At 71.4% G+C, this 18547-nt stretch carries 19 protein-coding genes and 1 pseudogene; 11 read left to right on the top strand and 9 right to left on the bottom strand.

Translation table 11 applies throughout. The features are described 5' to 3' along the window. Nucleotides 1-346: 346 nt before the first annotated feature. Nucleotides 347-1309: an RpnC/YadD family protein gene (locus tag HZS56_RS24100; RefSeq protein WP_216722866.1), complete on the bottom strand. Its 963-nt coding sequence runs from the start codon at nt 1307-1309 to the stop codon at nt 347-349. A gap of 243 nt (nt 1310-1552) precedes the next feature. On the opposite strand from HZS56_RS24100, the gene HZS56_RS24105 reads away from it, so the two are divergent. Genes HZS56_RS24105 through HZS56_RS24115 form a run of 3 tightly spaced genes read left to right on the top strand, consistent with a single transcriptional unit; the run spans nt 1553 to nt 6263 of the window. Then, a complete protein-coding gene (locus HZS56_RS24105) occupies nt 1553-2359 on the top strand; it encodes a hypothetical protein (RefSeq protein WP_216722867.1) in 807 nt (268 codons plus the stop codon). Continuing rightward, nucleotides 2356-4629 (top strand): hypothetical protein, encoded by a 2274-nt coding sequence (locus HZS56_RS24110; RefSeq protein ID WP_216722868.1) that lies wholly within the window; start codon nt 2356-2358, stop codon nt 4627-4629. Before HZS56_RS24105 ends, HZS56_RS24110 begins: the two co-directional genes overlap by 4 nt. Next, entirely contained in the window at nt 4626-6263 is a 1638-nt protein-coding gene (locus HZS56_RS24115) for a type 1 periplasmic-binding domain-containing protein (protein ID WP_216722869.1), read from the top strand. The genes HZS56_RS24110 and HZS56_RS24115 overlap by 4 nt, the downstream gene beginning before the upstream one ends. Here the strand turns inward: HZS56_RS24115 and HZS56_RS24120 are convergent. Then, nucleotides 6224-6445, bottom strand: coding sequence for a DUF397 domain-containing protein (locus tag HZS56_RS24120; RefSeq protein WP_216722870.1), 222 nt, complete (start codon nt 6443-6445; stop codon nt 6224-6226). The two genes, HZS56_RS24115 and HZS56_RS24120, sit on opposite strands and share 40 nt — an antisense overlap. Before the next feature lie 2 nt (nt 6446-6447). Then, complete coding sequence (locus HZS56_RS24125; protein WP_216722871.1) at nt 6448-7308, bottom strand: helix-turn-helix domain-containing protein; 861 nt, start codon at nt 7306-7308, stop codon at nt 6448-6450. A gap of 138 nt (nt 7309-7446) precedes the next feature. Here HZS56_RS24125 and HZS56_RS38435 point away from each other — a divergent pair. After that, nucleotides 7447-7671, top strand: a pseudogene (locus tag HZS56_RS38435) (ATP-binding protein); the annotation flags it as partial. Nucleotides 7672-8134: 463 nt separating this feature from the next. Continuing rightward, nucleotides 8135-8614, top strand: a complete 480-nt coding sequence (locus tag HZS56_RS24135; protein ID WP_216722900.1) for a hypothetical protein — start codon at nt 8135-8137, stop codon at nt 8612-8614. Nucleotides 8615-8621: 7 nt separating this feature from the next. Here the strand turns inward: HZS56_RS24135 and HZS56_RS24140 are convergent, their stop codons facing one another. Continuing rightward, complete coding sequence (locus HZS56_RS24140) at nt 8622-9446, bottom strand: ABC transporter permease (RefSeq protein ID WP_216722872.1); 825 nt, start codon at nt 9444-9446, stop codon at nt 8622-8624. Then, nucleotides 9443-10450: an ATP-binding cassette domain-containing protein gene (locus HZS56_RS24145; RefSeq protein ID WP_216722873.1), complete on the bottom strand. Its 1008-nt coding sequence runs from the start codon at nt 10448-10450 to the stop codon at nt 9443-9445. Before HZS56_RS24145 ends, HZS56_RS24140 begins: the two co-directional genes overlap by 4 nt. 111 nt (nt 10451-10561) lie before the next feature. Between HZS56_RS24145 and HZS56_RS24150 the strand changes: the two genes are divergently transcribed. Further along, nucleotides 10562-11368, top strand: coding sequence for a TetR/AcrR family transcriptional regulator (locus tag HZS56_RS24150; protein ID WP_216722874.1), 807 nt, complete (start codon nt 10562-10564; stop codon nt 11366-11368). Here the strand turns inward: HZS56_RS24150 and HZS56_RS24155 are convergent. Next, nucleotides 11342-12328, bottom strand: a complete 987-nt coding sequence (locus tag HZS56_RS24155) for a WD40 repeat domain-containing protein (RefSeq protein ID WP_216722875.1) — start codon at nt 12326-12328, stop codon at nt 11342-11344. The two genes, HZS56_RS24150 and HZS56_RS24155, sit on opposite strands and share 27 nt — an antisense overlap. Before the next feature lie 175 nt (nt 12329-12503). On the opposite strand from HZS56_RS24155, the gene HZS56_RS24160 reads away from it, so the two are divergent. From HZS56_RS24160 to HZS56_RS24170, 3 genes are all read left to right on the top strand, one after another. Further along, entirely contained in the window at nt 12504-13184 is a 681-nt protein-coding gene (locus tag HZS56_RS24160) for a GDSL-type esterase/lipase family protein (RefSeq protein WP_216722876.1), read from the top strand. A gap of 103 nt (nt 13185-13287) precedes the next feature. Next, nucleotides 13288-13875: a Uma2 family endonuclease gene (locus HZS56_RS24165; protein ID WP_216722877.1), complete on the top strand. Its 588-nt coding sequence runs from the start codon at nt 13288-13290 to the stop codon at nt 13873-13875. A 51-nt stretch (nt 13876-13926) separates the two neighbouring features. Continuing rightward, a complete protein-coding gene (locus HZS56_RS24170) occupies nt 13927-14919 on the top strand; it encodes an aldo/keto reductase (protein ID WP_216722878.1) in 993 nt (330 codons plus the stop codon). Nucleotides 14920-15064: 145 nt separating this feature from the next. Here HZS56_RS24170 and thpR read toward each other — a convergent pair whose 3' ends face one another. Beyond that, nucleotides 15065-15646 (bottom strand): RNA 2',3'-cyclic phosphodiesterase, encoded by a 582-nt coding sequence (thpR, locus tag HZS56_RS24175; protein ID WP_216722879.1) that lies wholly within the window; start codon nt 15644-15646, stop codon nt 15065-15067. A gap of 116 nt (nt 15647-15762) precedes the next feature. Between thpR and HZS56_RS24180 the strand changes: the two genes are divergently transcribed. Next, nucleotides 15763-16350: a Uma2 family endonuclease gene (locus HZS56_RS24180; RefSeq protein WP_216722880.1), complete on the top strand. Its 588-nt coding sequence runs from the start codon at nt 15763-15765 to the stop codon at nt 16348-16350. 21 nt (nt 16351-16371) lie between these two features. Here HZS56_RS24180 and HZS56_RS24185 read toward each other — a convergent pair whose 3' ends face one another. Together HZS56_RS24185 and HZS56_RS24190 are read right to left on the bottom strand one after the other, a co-directional pair. Continuing rightward, a complete protein-coding gene (locus HZS56_RS24185) occupies nt 16372-17742 on the bottom strand; it encodes an MFS transporter (RefSeq protein ID WP_216722881.1) in 1371 nt (456 codons plus the stop codon). Between the two features lie 27 nt (nt 17743-17769). Continuing rightward, a complete protein-coding gene (locus tag HZS56_RS24190; RefSeq protein WP_216722882.1) occupies nt 17770-18207 on the bottom strand; it encodes a MarR family winged helix-turn-helix transcriptional regulator in 438 nt (145 codons plus the stop codon). Nucleotides 18208-18362: 155 nt separating this feature from the next. On the opposite strand from HZS56_RS24190, the gene HZS56_RS24195 reads away from it, so the two are divergent. After that, a complete protein-coding gene (locus tag HZS56_RS24195; RefSeq protein ID WP_253914776.1) occupies nt 18363-18545 on the top strand; it encodes a BrnA antitoxin family protein in 183 nt (60 codons plus the stop codon). Nucleotides 18546-18547 lie beyond the last annotated feature (2 nt).

Consider the following 18547-nt stretch of genomic DNA (forward strand, 5'->3'; position numbering starts at 1 on the left):
CAGCACGCCCATCCCGGCCGCGGGGACCAACCAAACGCCCCGCGCGGCCCCGCGAGGGGGCGCCCGCCCCCGCGGGCCGCGGGGGGGGCGGGGGGCGGCGGCCCCCCCGCCCCGCCGCCGATAACGGCCCCGGCCCGGGGGGGGGGGGCCGCGGCCCCCCGCCCCGCCCCGCGGGGGGGGGCGGCGCCCCCCCCCCGCGCGGCCCCCGCCCCCCCCGCCCCCCCCCCCCCCCCCCCCCCCCCCCCCCCCCCTCCCCCCCCCCCCCCCCCCCCCCCCCCCCCCCCCCGGGGGGGCGCCCGGGCCGCCCCCCCCCCCCCCCCCCCCTCTGCGTATCGGTACGTACGCCCTACCCCTCACCGAACAGCTCCTCGGCGTGCGCCACGCTCAGGGAACGGTCGAGCCAGGTGCCCAGGACGTCGAGATCGCTGCAGTCAGTGACCCGCTCACGGACATGGTCGGGGATCTCGATGCCCCGCACGTCGAGAATGTGCAGAATATCCTCCGCCTTGCCCTCCGCCTTGCCCTCCGCCTTGCCCTCCGCCTTGCCCTCGGTCTGGCCCATCGCGCGGCCTTCGAGCCAGGACTCTTCGACGATGGTGTTGCTGCCCGGGAAGTTCGGTGTGTAAGTGGCCATCAGATGCCTCCAGTACTCACGCCCTGGGCCCTCACCCAGGCCGATTTCGACGATCTCCGCCCAGTCCACACGGTCCACGTCCAACTCACTGTCGCCCCTGGACCTGGACTTTTTGGCGTCGTCCGACACTCCTGACGCCAGCGCGTCCAGTATCGCAGTCAGCCCCGGATCCGCGGCGTAGGCGAGTGCGGAGAAGACGGCGACTCCAACGTCCCGGGCCGCCTCGTCCGCCTCGGTGATTGCGGGAAGAACCCCAGGACCGAGAACCAGCGGGTAGACGACCATGCTCGTGTGGAAGCCGCAACCGACACGGATCGGTTCCGCCGCCCACGACGCGGTCGCCTTGTCCTTGCACACCACCAGCAGAATCGGCGGCAACCGGTACTTGGCGTACATGTGGGCCAAGTAGTACGTCCAGCTGTTGTGCTTGTCCGGATCCGGCTTGCCCTGCGCCTCGACGGCGAGGAGGAAACCGCCCTCCTCACCGGCCACCCGCACCCGGAACGCGCCGTCCACTCGCCGCTCAAGTGGTCTGATCTCGGTGAGATCGGTGTCCAGGGACTCGATCGCGGTGTACTCCGGGAACTCGACGCCCGCCCGCGGCAACAGCCGGGCGAACAGCCCCGGATCCGCCCGGAAGATCCGGTGCAGGGCTTCATGCGGTGAACTGACCATGCGACGGAACGTAATCGCATGGGCACACCGTGCGCGGGCGTTCGGCTCGGGCTCAGCCATACGAGTGAAAATGCCAGGGGACTATGCCCATACCCCGTTCCGTGTTTCGAGGCACGGCAGCCGCCGTCCCCCGTACGGCAACGGCGGGCGCCGGACAGCCTGAACGTCAAATGTGATGTGTTTGACTTCGCCGTTTTGGGAAGGCGAACGCCCATGGCTGGTCACGGGAGTTGGGGGACAACGATGATCAGGTCCGGAGCGGTGCCCACGAACGGGTTGTCACCGGTCTACGACGAGACGGGTGCCGCGTCCGCGAGGTTCCTGCTGTGGCTGCGCGAGGAGACCGGGGAGACGCGCGGGCACCGGGTGGCCAGCTCTGCCTACGCCCATCACGAGCGCTGCACCCTGGAGTTGGTCGAGGACGTCGTGGAACGCCTGGCCGCACTCGGCTGGATCACCGTGCACAACGACTCCGGCGCCGTACCGCCGCTGGTCAGCCCCACCACCTCGGGTCTCGGAGAGGCGGAGTTGTGGGACGAGGCGTACGCCGACCGCGAGTCCCGCCGCCGCTACGCCAAGGCGGCCCTGTTCGCCTGGTGGGACCGGGTCGGCCAGTACGGCGACGGAGGGGCCGGCGCCGAGGACTTCCTCTGGGCGCGGGAGGCCTTCTACTGCGGCAGACAGCTCGCCCTCGAGGACCTGGAGTACGCCAAGGACCACCTGGACCTGCCCGCCCCGATGCATGTCGGCGTCATGGAGCAGGGCGCCGGAGTCTTCCTCTCCTTCGAACAACTGGCCAGGCTCGTACAGGCGTCCCGCCCCGATCTCTCGGAGAACGACAGCGAGTTACGGCAGGTGCGCGACCTCGCCGCCGCGCTGACGGACGCCTCGCGCAGCGGTGCCGAGCCCGACGCGGGCGCCGTGGAGCGCTTCCTGGAGCACAGCCGGGACCTCGTGCAGGCCGGTTCGAGGTCGGTGGGCTCCATGGGCCGGGACATGGCCTCCGGCATGCTGTCGGACCTCATCGGCTCCCTGCTGAGGCTCGGATGACCGCCCCCTTCGGCCCGGCGCCGACGGCGGACAGTCAGATCCCGGAGGTGTACGCGCGCCAGCCCGTGCTGCACCGGCTCGTGCCGCGCATGGTCGGCCTCGACCGCGACCGCCACCGCAGGCGTGCGCACCACGAGTTCGCCGACGACCTGCCGGTGGTGCTCCTCAGCGGGCGGCACGGCACCGGGAAGAGCGCCATGCTGGACGACCTCCAGCAGGCCTACGCACCCGAGAGCGGCACCTGGCCGGGCCCGCGGGTGCCCTTCGCCCGGATCAACTGCACGGAACTGCAGGAACAGGCCAGGGTCGGACCGGAGATGTCCAACAACTCCTACGCGGTGGAGATGCTGGTCGAGCTCGTCGCCCAGCTGTCCCGTCCCGTCGCCGGGTTCGGAGCGCTGCGGTTCCCCCGTACCACCGCCGGCCTGCTCGCCGTGGTGTCCGCCCGCCGTCCGGGCCACGACGGCGAACTGCGGGCGGCCGACCGGCACGCGGCCACCCTGATGGGCGTTCCGCCGGACACGCGGCCCCGCCCCACCTGGGACTCGCTGTTCCGCCCCGCGCTTCCCGCACCCCCTGACGGCGGCTCCCCCGACCCCGCGGCGTTCCCCGAGGCGGCCGTGCGCACCTTCCTGGGCGGACAGCGCCGCGGGCGCTCCCGGGGGCTCGCCGCCCGCCGGCTGGCCGGTTGGTACGAGACCTACCGCAGCGAGGCCGACAACCGGCTGCGCGGACTGCCTCCGGGCGCCTCGGGACAACCACGCCCGGTGCCGGCGGCGGAGCGCGCACCGGCCGTGGCCCGGCTGTGCCAGGAGTTCCACCAGGGCCGCGGCTTCCGGCGCGGCGTCGAACGCATGCTGACGGCGGCCTTCCTCGAGGACGTGCGCTATCCGCGCCTCCGGCGCGCGAACCGTACCCCGCGTCCACTGGTGCTCCTGGACAACGTGCACACGGACGCCGGCCGCGACTTCCTCGAACTGCTCCTGGAGCAGCGGGCACGCTCCGGCCGCGGCGCCCTCGACCGGATGGTGGTGATCGCCACCGAACTGCACAGCGACGACGCTCCGGACGCCCGGGGCGACGGCCCCGCGGGAGAAGACGCTCCCTACCCGCAGGCGGCGCGGCGCTCGCTGCACGACGTCGGCACGGACTCCGGCTGGACCCGCGAGGGCACCGCGCCCTCGGCGGGAGTACTGCTCCTGCCGCTGCCGCCGCTGGAGTGCGAGCACCTGGAGCGGATGCTCAGGCGCGACGACCGCGCCTCCTTCGACCCGTACATCGCCAACGCGGTGCACGACCTGACCCGGGGCCACCCGATGGGCGCCCGCAGGCTGTGCGAGGCGGTGGTGGACCGGTCCCGTACCGAGGAGTGGGTGGCGGCCGAGGAACTGCTCGACCTGGCCCACTCCAGCAGGGCCGGAGAGTCCGTCGTCTGGGGGCTGCTCGACACCCTCGTCGGCAGCGAGAACCACGACGAGCTGTGCCTGTTCTCCCTGGCCTGGGACCGGGAGGCCGCCGAGCGGCTGGCCGAGCGGTGGGTGCCGCGCCGCATCGACGGGCTGCCCGCCGCCGACGGTGCCGCCGCCCAGCTGGAGCGGGAGCGCTGGTCGCGCGGACCGGGCAGCCGGCCCTTCATCACCGACCGCTTTCTGCGCGCCCTGCTGGTGCACCAGATGCGCAGCGGACGCGGCGGCCGGGGCGTGGACTGGTCCGGCGCGCACGCCCTGCTCGCCGAACACCACCGGCAGCGGGCCGAGAGCCGCTCGGGACGGTCGGCGCGCGACGAGTGGTCGCGTTTCCTGTGGCACCGGCTGGCCGCGGGTCAGGCGCCGGAGGTCGTCGACCGGCTGCACGCGGAGTTCCTCCGCCACGACGGCGACGCGGTCGACTGGCTGCACGTCCTGCGGACCGTCGCCCACGCGCCGCGCCCGCCGGGCAACATCTGGTTCGAGCAGTGCCAGGAGGTCGCCCGGGGACGCCGGGACCTGGTCCAGCTCCGGGCCGACCCGGGTACGGACCTGGAGAAGCAGGCCGTCAACCGGCTGCTGCACGCCCTGTGGTACGCGGCGGACGAACTGGCCGAGGCCGACCGGCCCCTGGTCGACCGGATCGGCCAGGACCTGTCCTTCCTGTCCGCCCAGCACCTGACCGGCCGTGCGGTCCTCGCCCAGGCCGCCATCCGCTGGCCACGCGCGGTCAAGGACGGCGAGGACTGGCCCCTGGACCACCGCTGGCAGGGAGAAGGACCGCGCACGGGAGGGGCGGCATGACGGGGCTGCGGGACCGGCGGACCTGGCGCTGGCTGCCGCGCCGGCTCCGTTTCCGGGTGCTCGGCCTGGTCGACGTGGTGGTCCTGTGGACGCTGGTCGCCGCCCTGACGACAGCCGGTGCCTGGTGGGGCCTGGACAGCTACCGTCAGCACCGCGACTACTGCACCGCGGACCGGGAGCTGCGGCGTGCGGGCCAGGAGTGCATCGGCGTCACGGCGAAGGCGTACGCCTTCGCCTCGGACCTCGACGGCATCCTGGGCCTCATCGAGGAGGAGAACGAGGCGGCGCGGACGTCGGGCAAGCCGGTGGTCAGCGTCGCCGTCGTCATGCCGTACACCGCGCAGAGCCCCGGCGCGGCCATGTCGCAGGACCTGATCCGGCACTCCCTGCAGGGCGCCTACGTCGCCCAGCAGGCCCACAACCACGGGCCCACCACCGGGGACACCGCCGTCCAGCTGCTCTTCGCCAACGTCGGCGAGGATCTGAGCCACTGGGAGACCGTGACCGACGCGCTGGCCGACCGGCGCGGGGGCGACGCACCGGTCGTGGCCGCCATCGGCTTCCCGAACAGCGACGACGCCACGCTCGACGCCGTCCGGGACGGCCTCGGGCCCGCGCAGATCCCGGCGGTGAGCGCCGTGCTCAGCTCCCGCGACATGGAGCACCCCTACCTGTTCAAGGTCTCGCCCTCCACGGACCAGTTCGTCGACGCGCTCCAGCGTTATGTGAGCGCCAACGAGGTCGACCGGAAGAACACGTTCATGATCGCCGACGACCGCGACGACAACTACGTGGCCAACCTCCGCCAGGCCTTCCGCCGGGAGTTCGGCGCGCGGTACGGCATCACCCCGGACGAGGTGGAACGGCGGACCGAGACCTACCAGGGCATCAAGGGGCCCTCCCAGGGCACCCCGCAGATCTTCCGGCGGGCGGTGGCCGCGATGTGCGCGGTCGACGCCCGCACCGTGTTCCTGGCGGGCCGCGACGCGGATCTGCCGCCCTTCCTGGAGACCATCGACCGCACCAGCTCATGCGACCGGGGCTCGGACGACGACCCGCTGCGCATCCTGCGCGTCAGCACCGGCCGGGACCCGGTCACCGAGACCGACGACATGCACCGGATCGCCGAACGCAACAACATCGAGATCGTGACCGCCGTCGCCGTCGACGCGCCCCGCTGGAAGTCCGGCGCCAACGGCGACGAGCAGATCCCCAGTGCCTTCGCCCGCTTCGCCACGTCCTACGACGAGCACTTCGAGGAGGGTCCCGACGCCCTCGACGACGGATACGCCGTGATGTACCACGACGCGCTCACCGCCGTGGGGACCGCCGTGGCTGCCGCCCGGGACAGCGACATCGACGCCGTGACCCACAACGACGTCTACGACGAACTGCGCCGGGGCAGCCCCCTGGAGCACTGCGCCGCCGTCTGCGTACCGGGCGCGAGCGGTGTCTTCACGTTCGCCGACGAGAGCGCCGGTGCGGACGCGAGCCCCGGGAGCGAGCGGGTGGTAGGCCTGTGGCCGGTCTGCAAGCCGGTGCCCATCGTCACCTTCCCGGTCGAACGCCGGGACAAGTCCCCCCTGTACCGCACCTACCAGGACCCGGGAGAGACCACCTGCCCGGCCCCGTGAGCCGACGCGAACTGGCCCAGGAACGCCTGCCAGCCCTCGCGGGAAACGATGAGCAGAGGGCCGTCCTGCCGCTTGCTGTCACGGACGGCACGGCCATTGCCGTGGGTAGGAGCCACCTCCACGCAGTTGCTCTCTGCTCCAGAGTGCGACGACTTTCGGAAGGGTCCTATGACCTTGGCCACGATCAGTCCTTGGTACTCCGCAGTATGTTCCGGATGAGCTTCGCGCTCGCGTCCGGTGCCAGCGCAGACGATCGTAGTAGGTCGTACATGTTGGCGTAAGCGGTGAGGTCTTCCGCCGCTTCGAGGACGGACGTACCTCTCAGGTTCTCCAGAGCCACCGCCTCGACCACCGGATCGGAATCAAAGCTGAATGCCGAGAAGGCAGAGGTGACGGTGGCAAGGGCTCCTACGCTGAAGGGGAGCACCTGCACCGTGACGTTCTTCCGCTCTGCGACCTCAAGGATCGCCAAGAGCTGCTGGCGGTGGACGTCGACACTCACCAAAGGGTGAGTGATCACTGCTTCCCAGATGATGGCCGAGTACGTTGCCCCGCCCTCTTCGATCTTCGCCTGCCGGGCTTCGCGCACCTTGAGCAGCTGGGCAACACGCTCCGGCTGCATATAGGTGGGGCTGGTGAGGATCACCGCTTCTGTATAGGCCGAAGTCTGCAACAGCCCCGGCACCAAGACCTGCTGCCACTCGCGGATGTACGTCGCGTCATCTTCCAGGGCGATGTGATCGAGATAGTCCGGCCGGACGTGCGCGGCATGTTCCAGCCACCAGCCCCGGTTCTTGGAGTGCTTGGCCAAGTCCTCCAGCTTGGTGCGGACTTCGGGATCATTGACGCCGTACGCGTCCAACAGCAGCCGCACCTCGATGACCCGCGCAGTGACGTGCCCGCTCTCGACCCGACTGACTCGGGCCTGGCTTGCCGCAATGATCTCGGCTGCCTGCGGTTGATCGAGCTTCGCGGCCTGCCGGTACTGCCTGAGTGCCGTGCCAAGTCGCCTGCTGCGTACGGTCGGTCGTCCACCTGCGGGCATGTGCCCTCCCCTCGTTCTCGCGCAACGATGCCACAGCAGTCGCCAGAACTGAGAGCGCTTCACTCGATCGAGTGGACGAGTGAATGTATTCAGTTGAGCGGGTTGTGTATGCAGCATTTGCGGCTCTAGCTTCGCCCCATGCCCGCAACCGAGACCTTCCGGGTCCCCAAGCACAGGCGGCACGTGTCAGCGGTCCGGCAGCACTTGAGCAAAGCCCTGGCGGACTGGGGCGTCGCCGACGAACTCACCGATGTCGTCGTCCTGCTGGCCAGCGAGCTGGTCACCAACGCCGTACTGCACTGCCGGACCTCGTACGCGCAGGTCGGCGTCACCCTCACCCTGGACGACCCCGAGCTGACCCTGGAGGTCTCCGACCCGACCGCGACAGGCTCCCCCGGCTGCACGACTCCGCCCCGGACGAGGAGGGCGGACGCGGACTGGCCCTCGTGGCGGCGCTGTCGGACGACTGGGGGTGCCGACAGGACTCGTACACGAAGTGCGTCTGGGCGCGCTTCACGCTCGCGGGGAGGCACGGTGTGGCTCCGGCGGCTCGGTGACGCGCTCGTGCGGCGGCGCACCGGTACGACGGCGGCGCTCCTCGCCGACCGGGTCCGCGAACCGGACCCGTACGTGTGGCCGCGCCTCAGCCCGTACGACGCCCGCTGGCGCCGCTGGCACAAGCGCTGCCGCGCGGCGGGGCGTTACCTGCCGTGGCCGGGATCGACCCGACCCGGTTCGGGCTGGCTCTCTGAAAGCACCGTCCGCCCCACCCCTTCCCGGCCCCGGTCGGGAAGGGGACACCGAAGGAACGCCGGTGCAGCAGCGCATGTATCACCGTCATCACCACGGCTACCTCTGGGTCGGCCCCAAGTCCCGCTTCGACCAGGAGGCTCTGCGGCGCCCTCCCCACCCCGAGGCGCCGCCCGCCGGGAGCCGGCCGGAGGTGATCGCGCGGTACCGCGAGGTCGCCGCCGAGTTCCCGGGCTGCGACCTGCCCCCGCTGGAGACGCGGAACTGGCTGCGCAAGCCGCCCGTACAGGTGCGCGGTACGTGGTCGGACCCGGCGGAGGCGGCGGCGTGGCTCGATGAGCGGCTGCGCGAGTACGCGCCCCGTTTCATGTCCGGCGCCCAGCGTGACGTCCTCCGGCTGAGCACCCTCGCCGCCTCCGTGGAAGCCCGGCTGGAGTGGGGCGGCGACGTGTCGCTGGGCTACTACCTCGAACGGCCCGTGTTTCTCTCCCTCGCCCTGGTGGCCTGCTGTCCGGAGGGCGGGAGGGCCCGCGCCGTGTCCTGCCCCGTGGGGTGAACGGGGCCTACCGGCTCAGCCGCTGGAAGCGCCGTACCGCCAGGGGCAGGAAGAGCAGGGTCAGGGCCAGGGGCCACAGGCCCGCCATCAGCAGCGCGTGCTGTTCGACCCACGAGTCGCCCCCGCCGACCGGTGTGCCGAACAGGTCGCGGGCCGCGGCGGCCGTGGAGGAGATGGGGTTCCAGGCGGCCACCCAGCCCAGCCAGTCGGGCATCAGCTGCGGGGCGACGAAGATGCTGGAGATCATCGTCAGCGGGAACGCCACCGCGAACAGGCCGCCCGCCGCCTCCGGGTTGGGGACGAGCAGGCCGAGCCACACGCCGAGCCAGATCAGCGCGAACCGCAGCCACAGCAGCAGTCCGAACGCGGCCAGGAAGCCCCAGCCGCCGTCCGGGCGCCAGCCCATGGCCAGTGCCGTCAGCATCAGGATCGTCAACTCCGCGCACGCGACCACGAGGTCGGTCACGCCGCGGCCGGCCACCACCGCCGAGGAGGCCATCGGCATCGAGCGGAAGCGGTCGATGACGCCCTTGGTGGAGTCGTGGACGACGACCGTCGCGGTGTTGATGAAGCCGAACGCCATGGTCATCACGAACATGCCCGGCATCAGGAAGTCCTTGTAGTCCCCGCCGCCCGGCACCGTCATCGCGCTGCCGAAGACGTAGCCGTAGAGGAGGACGGACAGGATCGGGAAGCCGAGCTGCCAGGCGATGTTGATCGGCTGGCGCTGGTAGTGAGTGAGGCCGCGGCGGACGAGGTTGGCGCAGTCGGCCAGCAGCCAGTAGAGGCGGCCGTGCTCGCGCGGGGGCGTCGCCAGGTCGAGGGTGCTCATGCCGACACCGCCTCCTTGTCCATCGCCGGAGACGAAGATGCCACGGTCGCCGTCGCCGCCTCCGTGCCGTGACCGGTCAGGCGGAGGAACACGTCGTCCAGGCTCGGCCTGCGCAGGCCGATGTCCTCCACCGCGACGGCCTCGTCCTGGAGGGTGCGCGCCACCTCGGTCAGCGCCGCGACCCGGTCGGTGACCGGGGCGTGGACCCGCAGCGCCTCCTCGTCCACCTCCGGTGCGCCGGCGCAGACCCGGGCGACCGTCTCCACCGCACGCGGTATCCCGGCCCGTTCGGCGACCACGACCTCGATCCGGTCGCCGCCGACCAGGTTCTTCAGCCCGTCCGGGGTGTCGTCGGCGATGGCCCGGCCCTGGTCCAGGACGGTGATGCGGGAGGCCAGCTTGTCGGCCTCCTCCAGGTACTGCGTGGTCAGCAGGACCGTCGTGCCGTCCGCCACCAGCGCCCGGACCGACTCCCAGACCTCCCCGCGGCTGCGCGGATCCAGGCCCGTCGTCGGCTCGTCCAGGAACAGGACGGACGGCGCGAGGATCATCGACGCGGCAAGGTCGAGGCGCCGCCGCATGCCGCCGCTGTACTTGCCCACGCCGCGGTCGGCGGCGTCGGTCAGGCCGAACCGCGCCAGCAGCTCGACGGCTCGGGACCGGGCCCGCCTGCCGCCCAGATGGAACAGGCGACCGAACATCTCCAGGTTCTGCCGGCCGGTGAGCACCTCGTCCACGGCCGCGTACTGCCCGGTGAGGCCGATCCGCGCCCGCACCTCGCGCGCCTGCCGGCGGACGTCGAGCCCGGCCACCTCGGCCCGCCCCCCGTCCAGCCGGATCAGCGTGGACAGGATGCGCACGGCGGTGGTCTTGCCCGCGCCGTTCGGCCCGAGCAGGCCGTGCACCGTGCCCTCGCGGACGGCCAGATCGAAGCCGTCCAGGGCGTGTTTGCCGCCGTACCTCTTCACCAGGCCCTCGGCCCGTACCGCGTGTCCTTCAGTCATGGGTCCCCCTTCCGGTTCCAAACCGGGTACACCGTACCCGATTGCGCGTACACCGTACTCTGTTTCGCGTACGCCGTACTCGGTTTTTCGCCGCGGACCTACACTGGCCGCATGGCAAGCGGTACGGAGACCAGCGGCAGCGGCGACATCGGCCGCACCCTCGAACTGTTGTGGGACACCGGCCGGCGCCCCAGCCGGGGTCCGAAGCCGGGGCTGACGCTGGAGCGGATCGTGGAGGCCGCCGTCGAGGTCGCCGACCGGGAGGGGCTCGGCGCGGTGTCGATGCGCCGCGTCGCCACCGAGCTGGGCACCGGCGCCATGTCCCTGTACCGGTACGTCCCGGGCAAGGGCGAGCTGATCGACCTGATGCTGGACCGCGTGCAGCGCCCGTCCGAGGACCCCGCCGACCTGGGCGACGGCGACTGGCGCTCGGCGCTGCACGCCCTCGGGCACGCCACGCTCGCCCTCTACCGCCGCCACACCTGGCTGCTGGGCGTCAACCAGTCCCGCCCGGTCCTCGGCCCGAGCGCCCTGGACGGCATGGAGAAGGTGCTCGCCCGGATCAGGGCGATGGGCCTGTCCGACCCGGAGCTGGTGTCGGTCGTCGTCATGATCGACGGGTACGTCGTCGGCGCGGCCCGCACACAGGTGTACGAGCAGGAGGCCGAGCGCGGGTCCGGGCTGACGGACGCGCAGTTCTGGGCGGCTCAGGAGCCCGTGCTGGTCGAGGCCATGAACAGCGGGCGCTACCCCGTGCTGTCCTCCCTCGCCGAGGACTCCTTCAGCCCGCGCTTCGACCACTTCGAGTTCGGGCTCCAGCGCATCCTGGACGGGCTGGAGGTGCTGGTGGCGGAGCGCCGGGCGGTGGGCCTCGCCACGCCTTCCGCGGACTCAGCGGCGCCGGAACAGCCGGCGTAGCCCGAACAGCGCGGCGAGCGCGACGAGGAGCCCGACCGCCCCGACCTTGAGCGTGTCCCGGCCGGGACCGTCGTCCTCGCCCGAGGCGCCCGAGCCCGAACCGCCCTCCGAGCCGCCGCCGCTGCCGCTGCCGGGCGCGTCCTGGGCCTTGACGGGGCTGTTGGCACCCTCCATGCCGAGCAGCAGCTTCTTGCCGTCGGTGGTGTAGGTGACGGACTCACCCTGTCCGAGGGGCACGCTGATCCGCCCCTTGCGCTGGATCTTGCCGCCGTTCCAGTCGTACCAGATGCCCCCGAGGTAGCCGCGCACGGTGAGCTGCTCCCCGTCCGGTGAGAAGGCGGCGTCCGTGGCCCAGAGGTCGACGGGGACGGTGGGCTCGAAGGTGTTGGTCCCGGAGGCGGAGAGCTTCGCCGGGCCCTCGTAGAGGTGTCCGCCGTCCTCGTTCTTGTCGATGATGTAGACCCGCCCGGTCTCCGGGTGGACCAGCATCGACTCGGCGTCCCGGGCGCCGTCCGCGTACTTCACGACGTACTGCGTCGCCTTCACCGTCTGGTCCTTGAGCTCCTTCGGCTCGGGCAGCTCGTAGATCCACACGTGCGGCCAGGTGCCGCCGAGGTTGTCGCCGATGTCGCCGACGAAGATGCGGTTGTCCGGCCCGATGGAGATCGCCTCCACGTCACGCGGAGTGCCGATGCCGGAGAGCGAGACGCGGGCGACGGTCTCGCCGGTGGCGCCGTCGACGGCGTAGATGTAGGGGCCGGTGTCCTGGTCGTTGTGCGTCCAGTAGATGCCGGGGTGGAGGCGGGAGGCGGCGAGGCCGCTGGACTCGGTGATCCGCGGGTCCTTGATCGTGAAGCCGCCGCTCCCGGCTGGAGCCTCGTCCCCGTCCGCTGCGGAGGCGGGCGCGGCGAACGCGCCCACGAGGAGGGCGGAGGCGAGAAGGGCGAGAGGGCGGCGCATGCGCCAAGCCTGCCATCCCGCGCGGGCGTTCACGCGACCGGCCGTCCTACGGCATTCACCCCGCCGGGCGACGTCGGGCGTTCACGCGACCGGTCGCCTCCGGTGCCCGGGCGCCGTCACCCTGCGTGGCCGGGCTCACGTCGCGCCGGCCGGGCCGATCGTCCATGATGAGCGGATGCTCAGGTTCATGTTCGTCGGCGACTCCATGACGATCGGGAGTGCGGGCGAGCACACGTGGCGCTACCGGCTGTGGCAGCACCTGTGCGCGTCGTACGGGCGCCCCTTCACGTTCGTCGGCCCGCGCGAGACGCTGCACGACCGGGTGGCGGACGCCCCCACGTCGTACGCCTACGCGGAACCCGGCTTCCCCCGCGCCCACCTGGCCGGCTGGGGCGAGGGCTGGCACCACATGACCCCGCTGATCGGCGAGGCGGTCCGCGCCCACCGCGCGGACGTGCTGCTGGTCGCCCTGGGCCTGATAGACCTCGGCTTCTACACGAACGCGGAGCAGACCGACGGCAACGTCCGCGCCTTCGTCGCCGCCGCCCGCGCGGCCAACCCGCGCCTGCACGTCGCCGTGCTGCCGGTCCTGCACAACATACGGGTGGACGCCGACCCCGTCTTCGCCGAGCAGACCGCCCACTTCAACGAACTCCTCGCCAAGACCGTCGCCGACCTCGACGAACCGCGCTCCCCGCTGCTGCTCGTGCCGCCACCGGCGCCGTACGACTTCCACACCGACACCTACGACGGCACCCACCCGAACGAGAGCGGCGAGCACCGGATCGCGGCGGCGTTCGCGGCGGCGATGGACGAGGGGTGGGGGCTGGGCGGGCCCTACGCCGCCCAGCCCTGAGCAGCCCTGGCATATGCGCGCTCTCCCGTGACGTGGTCACCGTGCGTATCGTTGTACTGCGCGGCTGCGCTCGTCCGTGGGGCAGCCGGGGAGGAGCGCCACGATGACCGTCGTAGACGACAGGATCGCCATGGCCGACGTCGACACCGAGCGCTTGGACGAGTGGTTCGAGCGGCTGGAGCGGATGCCCGTCCCCGAAGGATTCAGGGTCGAGATCGTCGGGGGCAACGTCCACATGACTCCGCAGCGCGACACCCATTGGGGGATCATCCGCCGGATCGTACGGCCCGTCGAGGACCGGTTCGGCATGGACGTCACGGTGTTCTCGGACGTCCGCATCGACTTCCCCGGCCACGAGAACGGATTCTGCCCGGACGTGGCCAAGCTCCGCGACGGAGCGGAGAAGGACGATACGGGCCACTGGCGTCACCAGGACGTCGAGTTCGTCGCCGAGGTCATCTCCGAGGGCACCGCCACCAACGACTACGGCCCCAAGAAGGCCGCCTACGCCCTCGCCGAGGTCCCCCTGTACCTCATCGCGGACCCCTACCAAGGCCGTTGCTTCGTCTACACCAACCCCAAGAACGGCGACTATGTCACGAGGACCAAGGTGGATTTCGGCGACGACGTCGACCTGACCGACACCGTCCTCGGCCTCACGCTCCGCACCGACACCTTCCCCCGCGACTGACCGTCCGCCCCCGCTTGCCTGGAGCGCACTCCAAGTCGTTGGCTTGGGACCATGGAGTACACGCAGCTCGGACGCACGGGACTCAAGGTCAGCCGGCTCGTCCTCGGCACCATGAACTTCGGTCCGCAGACCGACGAGGCCGACAGCCACGCCATCATGGACGCGGCGCTGGACGCCGGCATCAACTTCTTCGACACCGCCAACGTGTACGGCTGGGGCGAGAACAAGGGCCGCACCGAGGAGATCATCGGCAACTGGTTCGCCAAGGGCGGCGACCGGCGCGACAAGACGGTCCTCGCCACCAAGGTGTACGGCAACATGGGCGCCGACGGCGAGGCGTGGCCCAACCACGACAAGCTGTCCGCCGTGAACATCCGGCGTGCCGTCGAGGCCAGCCTCAAGCGGCTGCAGACGGACCACATCGACCTGTACCAGTTCCACCACATCGACCGCGACACCGGGTTCGACGAGATCTGGCAGGCCGTCGACACCCTGGTCCAGCAGGGCAAGGTGCTCTACGCCGGGTCGTCGAACTTCCCCGGGTACAAGATCGCGCAGGCCAACGAGACCGCCGCCCGGCGCGGCGGCACCATCGGGCTGGTCAGCGAGCAGTGCCTGTACAACCTGGCCGAGCGCCGGGCCGAGATGGAGGTGGTCCCGGCCGCGCAGGAGTACGGCCTCGGGGTCATCCCGTGGTCGCCGCTGCACGGCGGGCTGCTCGGCGGCGTCATCAGGAAGGAGGTCCAGGGCGGGCGCCGGGCCTCGGGGCGGGCGGCCGACGTCCTGGCCGACCCGGCGGGCCGGGCGCGGATCCAGGCCTACGAGGACCTGCTCGACAAGCACGGCGTGGAGCCGGGCGAGGCCGCGCTGGCCTGGCTGCTGACGCGGCCCGGCGTGACCGGTCCGATCGTCGGCCCGCGCACGGCCGAACAGCTCGCGTCGGCGCTGCGGGCCGTGGAGCTGGACCTGTCGGACGAGCTGCTGGCCGGGCTCGACGAGATCTTCCCGGGCCCGGGGCCCTCTCCGGAGGCCTTCGCCTGGTAGCCGGCGGGTGAGCGGGGGCGGCGGCGCGGCAGGGAGGGCACCGGTTACTCAGCCCAGGGCCGCCGCCACCGCCACCACCACGAGCATCAGCACGAGCACACCGGCCATGATCCGGTTACGGGTCTTCGGGTCCACGCCCCCGAGCCTAACCGGACGCCCCGAGCGGACTGCGGGCGACCGCCTCGTAACGGGGCCGCTCGCCCGGAACACCCGAGTCCGGAAGGTTGCTGCGCACCAGCGCCAGGTCGGTCACGGTCCAGACGGGACCCGTGAAACCGTCCAGCGCGTCGACGTACGGGCGTGCGTCGAGGTCCTGCCTGCTGCGGGCCAGGGTCAGATGCGGCCGGTAGCGCCGGTGCTCGCCCGTCGGCACGCCGGCCCTGCGGCCCGCCGCCTCCGCCCGGCCGGCCAGCAGCCGCAGGGCCGGGAGCCCGCCCCCGGGGCCCTCCACCCCGGCCCACAGCGCCCGTCCCCGCCCGAACTGCCCGCCGCCGCACAGCGCCAGCTCGAAGGGCGCGGTGCGCCGGGCCGCCCGCTCCAGGCGGGCCGACAGGTCCGGTACGAGGCCGTCGTCGACCTCTCCGTAGAAGGCCAGGGTGAGGTGCCACCCGGGGCGCCCGGTCCAGCGCAGCCCGTCCGCACCGGGCAGTCGCCGCAGCGCGGCCACCTCGTCGGCCAGCGCATCGGTGACGTCCTGGGGCGGCAGCAGGGCGGCGAAGAGTCTCATGCAGGCCAGTCTTACCCGGGGAACACGCGTGCGTCCGCGCGTGACCTGGTCACCGTGCGTATCGTTGTACCGCGCGGCTGCACTCGCGTCGGGGGCAGCCGGGGAGGAGCGCCACGATGACCGTCCTTGACGACAGGATCGAGATGGCCGAAGAGAGCACCGAGCTGACTCTGGACGTCATGTTCGAGTGGCTCGAGAAGATGCCCGTCCCCGAGGGATACAAGACCGAGATCGTCGGGGGTCACGTCTTCATGTCGCCGCAACGGCACCATCATTTCGAGATCATCTTTGACCTCCTGCAACAACTGCACGCCAAGTACTCACGTAAACAACTGGCTTCGGACGTGCGGATCGACTTCCCTGGCCGGCTGAACGGGTTCGCTTGCGACGTAGCGGCCATCTCCGATCGGTCAGTGAAGGACGGCAAGGGCCACTGGCGCTATCAAGACATCGAATTCGTCGCAGAGGTGATCTCCAAGGACACCGCCGCCAACGATTACGGACCTAAAAAGGACGCCTACGCCACCGCCGAAGTTCCCGTGTACCTCATCGTCGACCCGTACGCCGGCGAGTGGCGCCTCCACACCCTCCCCAAAGACGGCAAGTACCACGGCGCGGTCAGCTTCGGTTTCGGGGAGGACGTCGATCTGACCGGCACCGTCGTCGGTCTCACGCTCAGGACCGACGACTTCCCCCGCGACTGACCGGGCCCCACCTGGCCCCGGTCATGCCGCCGGCGCCAGCGCCTCCTCGCGTTCGCGGGGGACGAAGCGGACCTGGGGGTGGCCGCGGTGCCAGCCGACGGACAGGCGCAGGTTGCCGACGCGGGCCAGGACCAGGCCGATGACGATCGCCGCGGTCGCGGCCACCGCGCCGCCGGAGGCGAAGCCGGCCCGGGCGCCGTAGGTGTCGGTGACCCAGCCGACGATCGGGGCGCCGACCGGGGAGCCGCCGAGGAACACCATCATGTACAGGGCCATGACGCGGCCCCGCATGGCCGGGTCGGTGGACATCTGGATACTGGTGTTGGCGGTGACGTTGACCGTCATGCTGAAGACGCCGATCGGCACCATGAGCAGCGCGAAGAACCACAGCGCGGGTGCCGCCGCCGACACGATCTCCAGCGCGCCGAAGGCCAGGGCCGCGGCGATCAGGACGCGCAGCCGGGCCGTGCCGCGGCGGGCGGCGAGCAGGGCGCCGGCCACCGAGCCGACGGCCATCAGGGTGTTGAAGAGGCTGTAGGCCCCGGCGCCCGCGTCGAAGACGTCGTCGGCGAAGGCGGACAGGAAGACCGGGAAGTTGAAGCCGAAGGTGCCGATGAACCCGACCAGCGTGATCGTCAGGATCAGCTCGGGCCGCCCGGCGACGTAGCGCAGGCCCTCGCGGAGCTGGCCCTTGCCGCGCGGGGTGCGCTCGACGGCGTGCAGGTCGCGGGCGCGCATCAGCAGCAGGCAGCTGAGCGGCGCGACGAAGGACAGCCCGTTGGCGAGGAACGCCCAGCCGGTGCCCACGCCGGTGATCATGAGACCGGCGACGGCGGGGCCGACGAGGCGGGCGGACTGGAAGTTGGCGGAGTTGAGGCTGACCGCGTTCTGCAGCTGGTCCCGGCCGACCAGCTCGGCGACGAAGGACTGGCGGGCCGGGTTGTCGAGGACGGTGGCCAGGCCCATCGCGAAGGCCGCGACGTACACGTGCCAGACCTCGACCCGGCCGGTCAGGGTGAGGACGGCGAGGGCGAGGGCGGTGACGGCCATCGCGGACTGGGTGCCGAGCAGCGTGGGCCGCTTGCGCCAGCGGTCGACGAGGACGCCGCCGTAGAGGCCGAAGAGGAGCATCGGCAGGAACTGCAGGGCGGTGGTGATGCCGACGGCGGCCGAGGAGCCGGTGAGGCTGAGCACCAGCCAGTCCTGGGCGATGCGCTGCATCCAGGTGCCGATGTTGGAGACGACCTGGCCCATGAAGAACAGGCGGTAGTTCCTGACCTTCAGGGAGGCGAACATCGACGTCTTGCGAGGGGCGTCGGGGGTGAGGGCGGTGGTCGGGTCGTCGGGGCCGTCAGGTGCGGGGGCGGAAGCTGCTCCGGGTCCCGTACTCAAAAGGGTTCGCCTCCTCGCGAATGCTGCTTACCGGTGTGCGAGTTTCTCCAGCACGGGCGCCGCGGCGCGGAGTTTCGCCCACTCGTCGTCGTCGAGTCCCTCGACCAGCGTGGCCAGGAACGCGTTCCGCTTGCGGCGGCTCTCCTCGAGCATCACCACGGCCTGCTCGGTCTGCGTCACGACCTTCTGGCGCCGGTCCTCGGGGTGCGGCTCCAGCCGGACCAGGCCCTTGGCCTCGAGGAGTGCCACGATGCGGGTCATCGAGGGCGGCTGGACGTGTTCCTTGCGGGCCAGCTCGCCCGGGGTCGCGCTGCCGCAGTTGGAGAGGGTGCCGAGCACCGACATCTCGGTGGGGCTCAGCGACTCGTCGACCCGCTGGTGCTTGAGCCGACGGGACAACCGCATCACGGCGGAGCGCAGGGAGTTCACGGCGGCGGCGTCGTCGCCATGCTTGAGGTCCGGCATGTTCCTTAGCGTAACTCATTAGTCTGGCGAAGTACTACCGCCCGTCAGCCGCGTGCCCGTGACGCCCGCCACTGAAACCCACAGTTCACCCGTACGAGTGAGTCGGTTACGGAAATGGGAGCGACACCCGTCCAGCGGGGGTGACCCTCGTGGACATGGGGACCAGCGTGCTCAGCCTGCGGATGGACGGGGAGCTGCTCGAACGGCTCCGGGATCATGCGGCGAAAAGAGGAATGAGCGTCCAGGACTATGTCGTCCGGACGCTCGTCCGCAATGACTTCGACGAGCGGTTCCAGTCCGCCGTGGAGGAGACGGAACGTTTCTACGGGGTCACCTGAAG

This window comes from Streptomyces mayonensis (genome assembly GCF_018982965.1).
GTDB classification, from domain to species: domain Bacteria; phylum Actinomycetota; class Actinomycetes; order Streptomycetales; family Streptomycetaceae; genus Streptomyces; species Streptomyces mayonensis.

Excerpts from the sequence above, each read along its gene's own strand:
- HZS56_RS24160 (WP_216722876.1), top strand. The coding sequence starts at position 12,504 with ATGCTCAGGTTCATGTTCGTCGGCGACTCCATGACGATCGGGAGTGCG.
- HZS56_RS24115 (WP_216722869.1), top strand. The coding sequence starts at position 4,626 with ATGACGGGGCTGCGGGACCGGCGGACCTGGCGCTGGCTGCCGCGCCGG.
- HZS56_RS24125 (WP_216722871.1), bottom strand. The coding sequence starts at position 7,308 with ATGCCCGCAGGTGGACGACCGACCGTACGCAGCAGGCGACTTGGCACG.
- thpR (WP_216722879.1), bottom strand. The coding sequence starts at position 15,646 with ATGAGACTCTTCGCCGCCCTGCTGCCGCCCCAGGACGTCACCGATGCG.
- HZS56_RS24110 (WP_216722868.1), top strand. The coding sequence starts at position 2,356 with ATGACCGCCCCCTTCGGCCCGGCGCCGACGGCGGACAGTCAGATCCCG.
- HZS56_RS24150 (WP_216722874.1), top strand. The coding sequence starts at position 10,562 with ATGGCAAGCGGTACGGAGACCAGCGGCAGCGGCGACATCGGCCGCACC.
- HZS56_RS24155 (WP_216722875.1), bottom strand. The coding sequence starts at position 12,328 with ATGCGCCGCCCTCTCGCCCTTCTCGCCTCCGCCCTCCTCGTGGGCGCG.
- HZS56_RS24140 (WP_216722872.1), bottom strand. The coding sequence starts at position 9,446 with ATGAGCACCCTCGACCTGGCGACGCCCCCGCGCGAGCACGGCCGCCTC.
- HZS56_RS24105 (WP_216722867.1), top strand. The coding sequence starts at position 1,553 with ATGATCAGGTCCGGAGCGGTGCCCACGAACGGGTTGTCACCGGTCTAC.
- HZS56_RS24135 (WP_216722900.1), top strand. The coding sequence starts at position 8,135 with ATGTATCACCGTCATCACCACGGCTACCTCTGGGTCGGCCCCAAGTCC.
- HZS56_RS24180 (WP_216722880.1), top strand. The coding sequence starts at position 15,763 with ATGACCGTCCTTGACGACAGGATCGAGATGGCCGAAGAGAGCACCGAG.
- HZS56_RS24195 (WP_253914776.1), top strand. The coding sequence starts at position 18,363 with ATGGGGACCAGCGTGCTCAGCCTGCGGATGGACGGGGAGCTGCTCGAA.
- HZS56_RS24170 (WP_216722878.1), top strand. The coding sequence starts at position 13,927 with ATGGAGTACACGCAGCTCGGACGCACGGGACTCAAGGTCAGCCGGCTC.
- HZS56_RS24100 (WP_216722866.1), bottom strand. The coding sequence starts at position 1,309 with ATGGTCAGTTCACCGCATGAAGCCCTGCACCGGATCTTCCGGGCGGAT.
- HZS56_RS24190 (WP_216722882.1), bottom strand. The coding sequence starts at position 18,207 with ATGCCGGACCTCAAGCATGGCGACGACGCCGCCGCCGTGAACTCCCTG.
- HZS56_RS24145 (WP_216722873.1), bottom strand. The coding sequence starts at position 10,450 with ATGACTGAAGGACACGCGGTACGGGCCGAGGGCCTGGTGAAGAGGTAC.
- HZS56_RS24165 (WP_216722877.1), top strand. The coding sequence starts at position 13,288 with ATGACCGTCGTAGACGACAGGATCGCCATGGCCGACGTCGACACCGAG.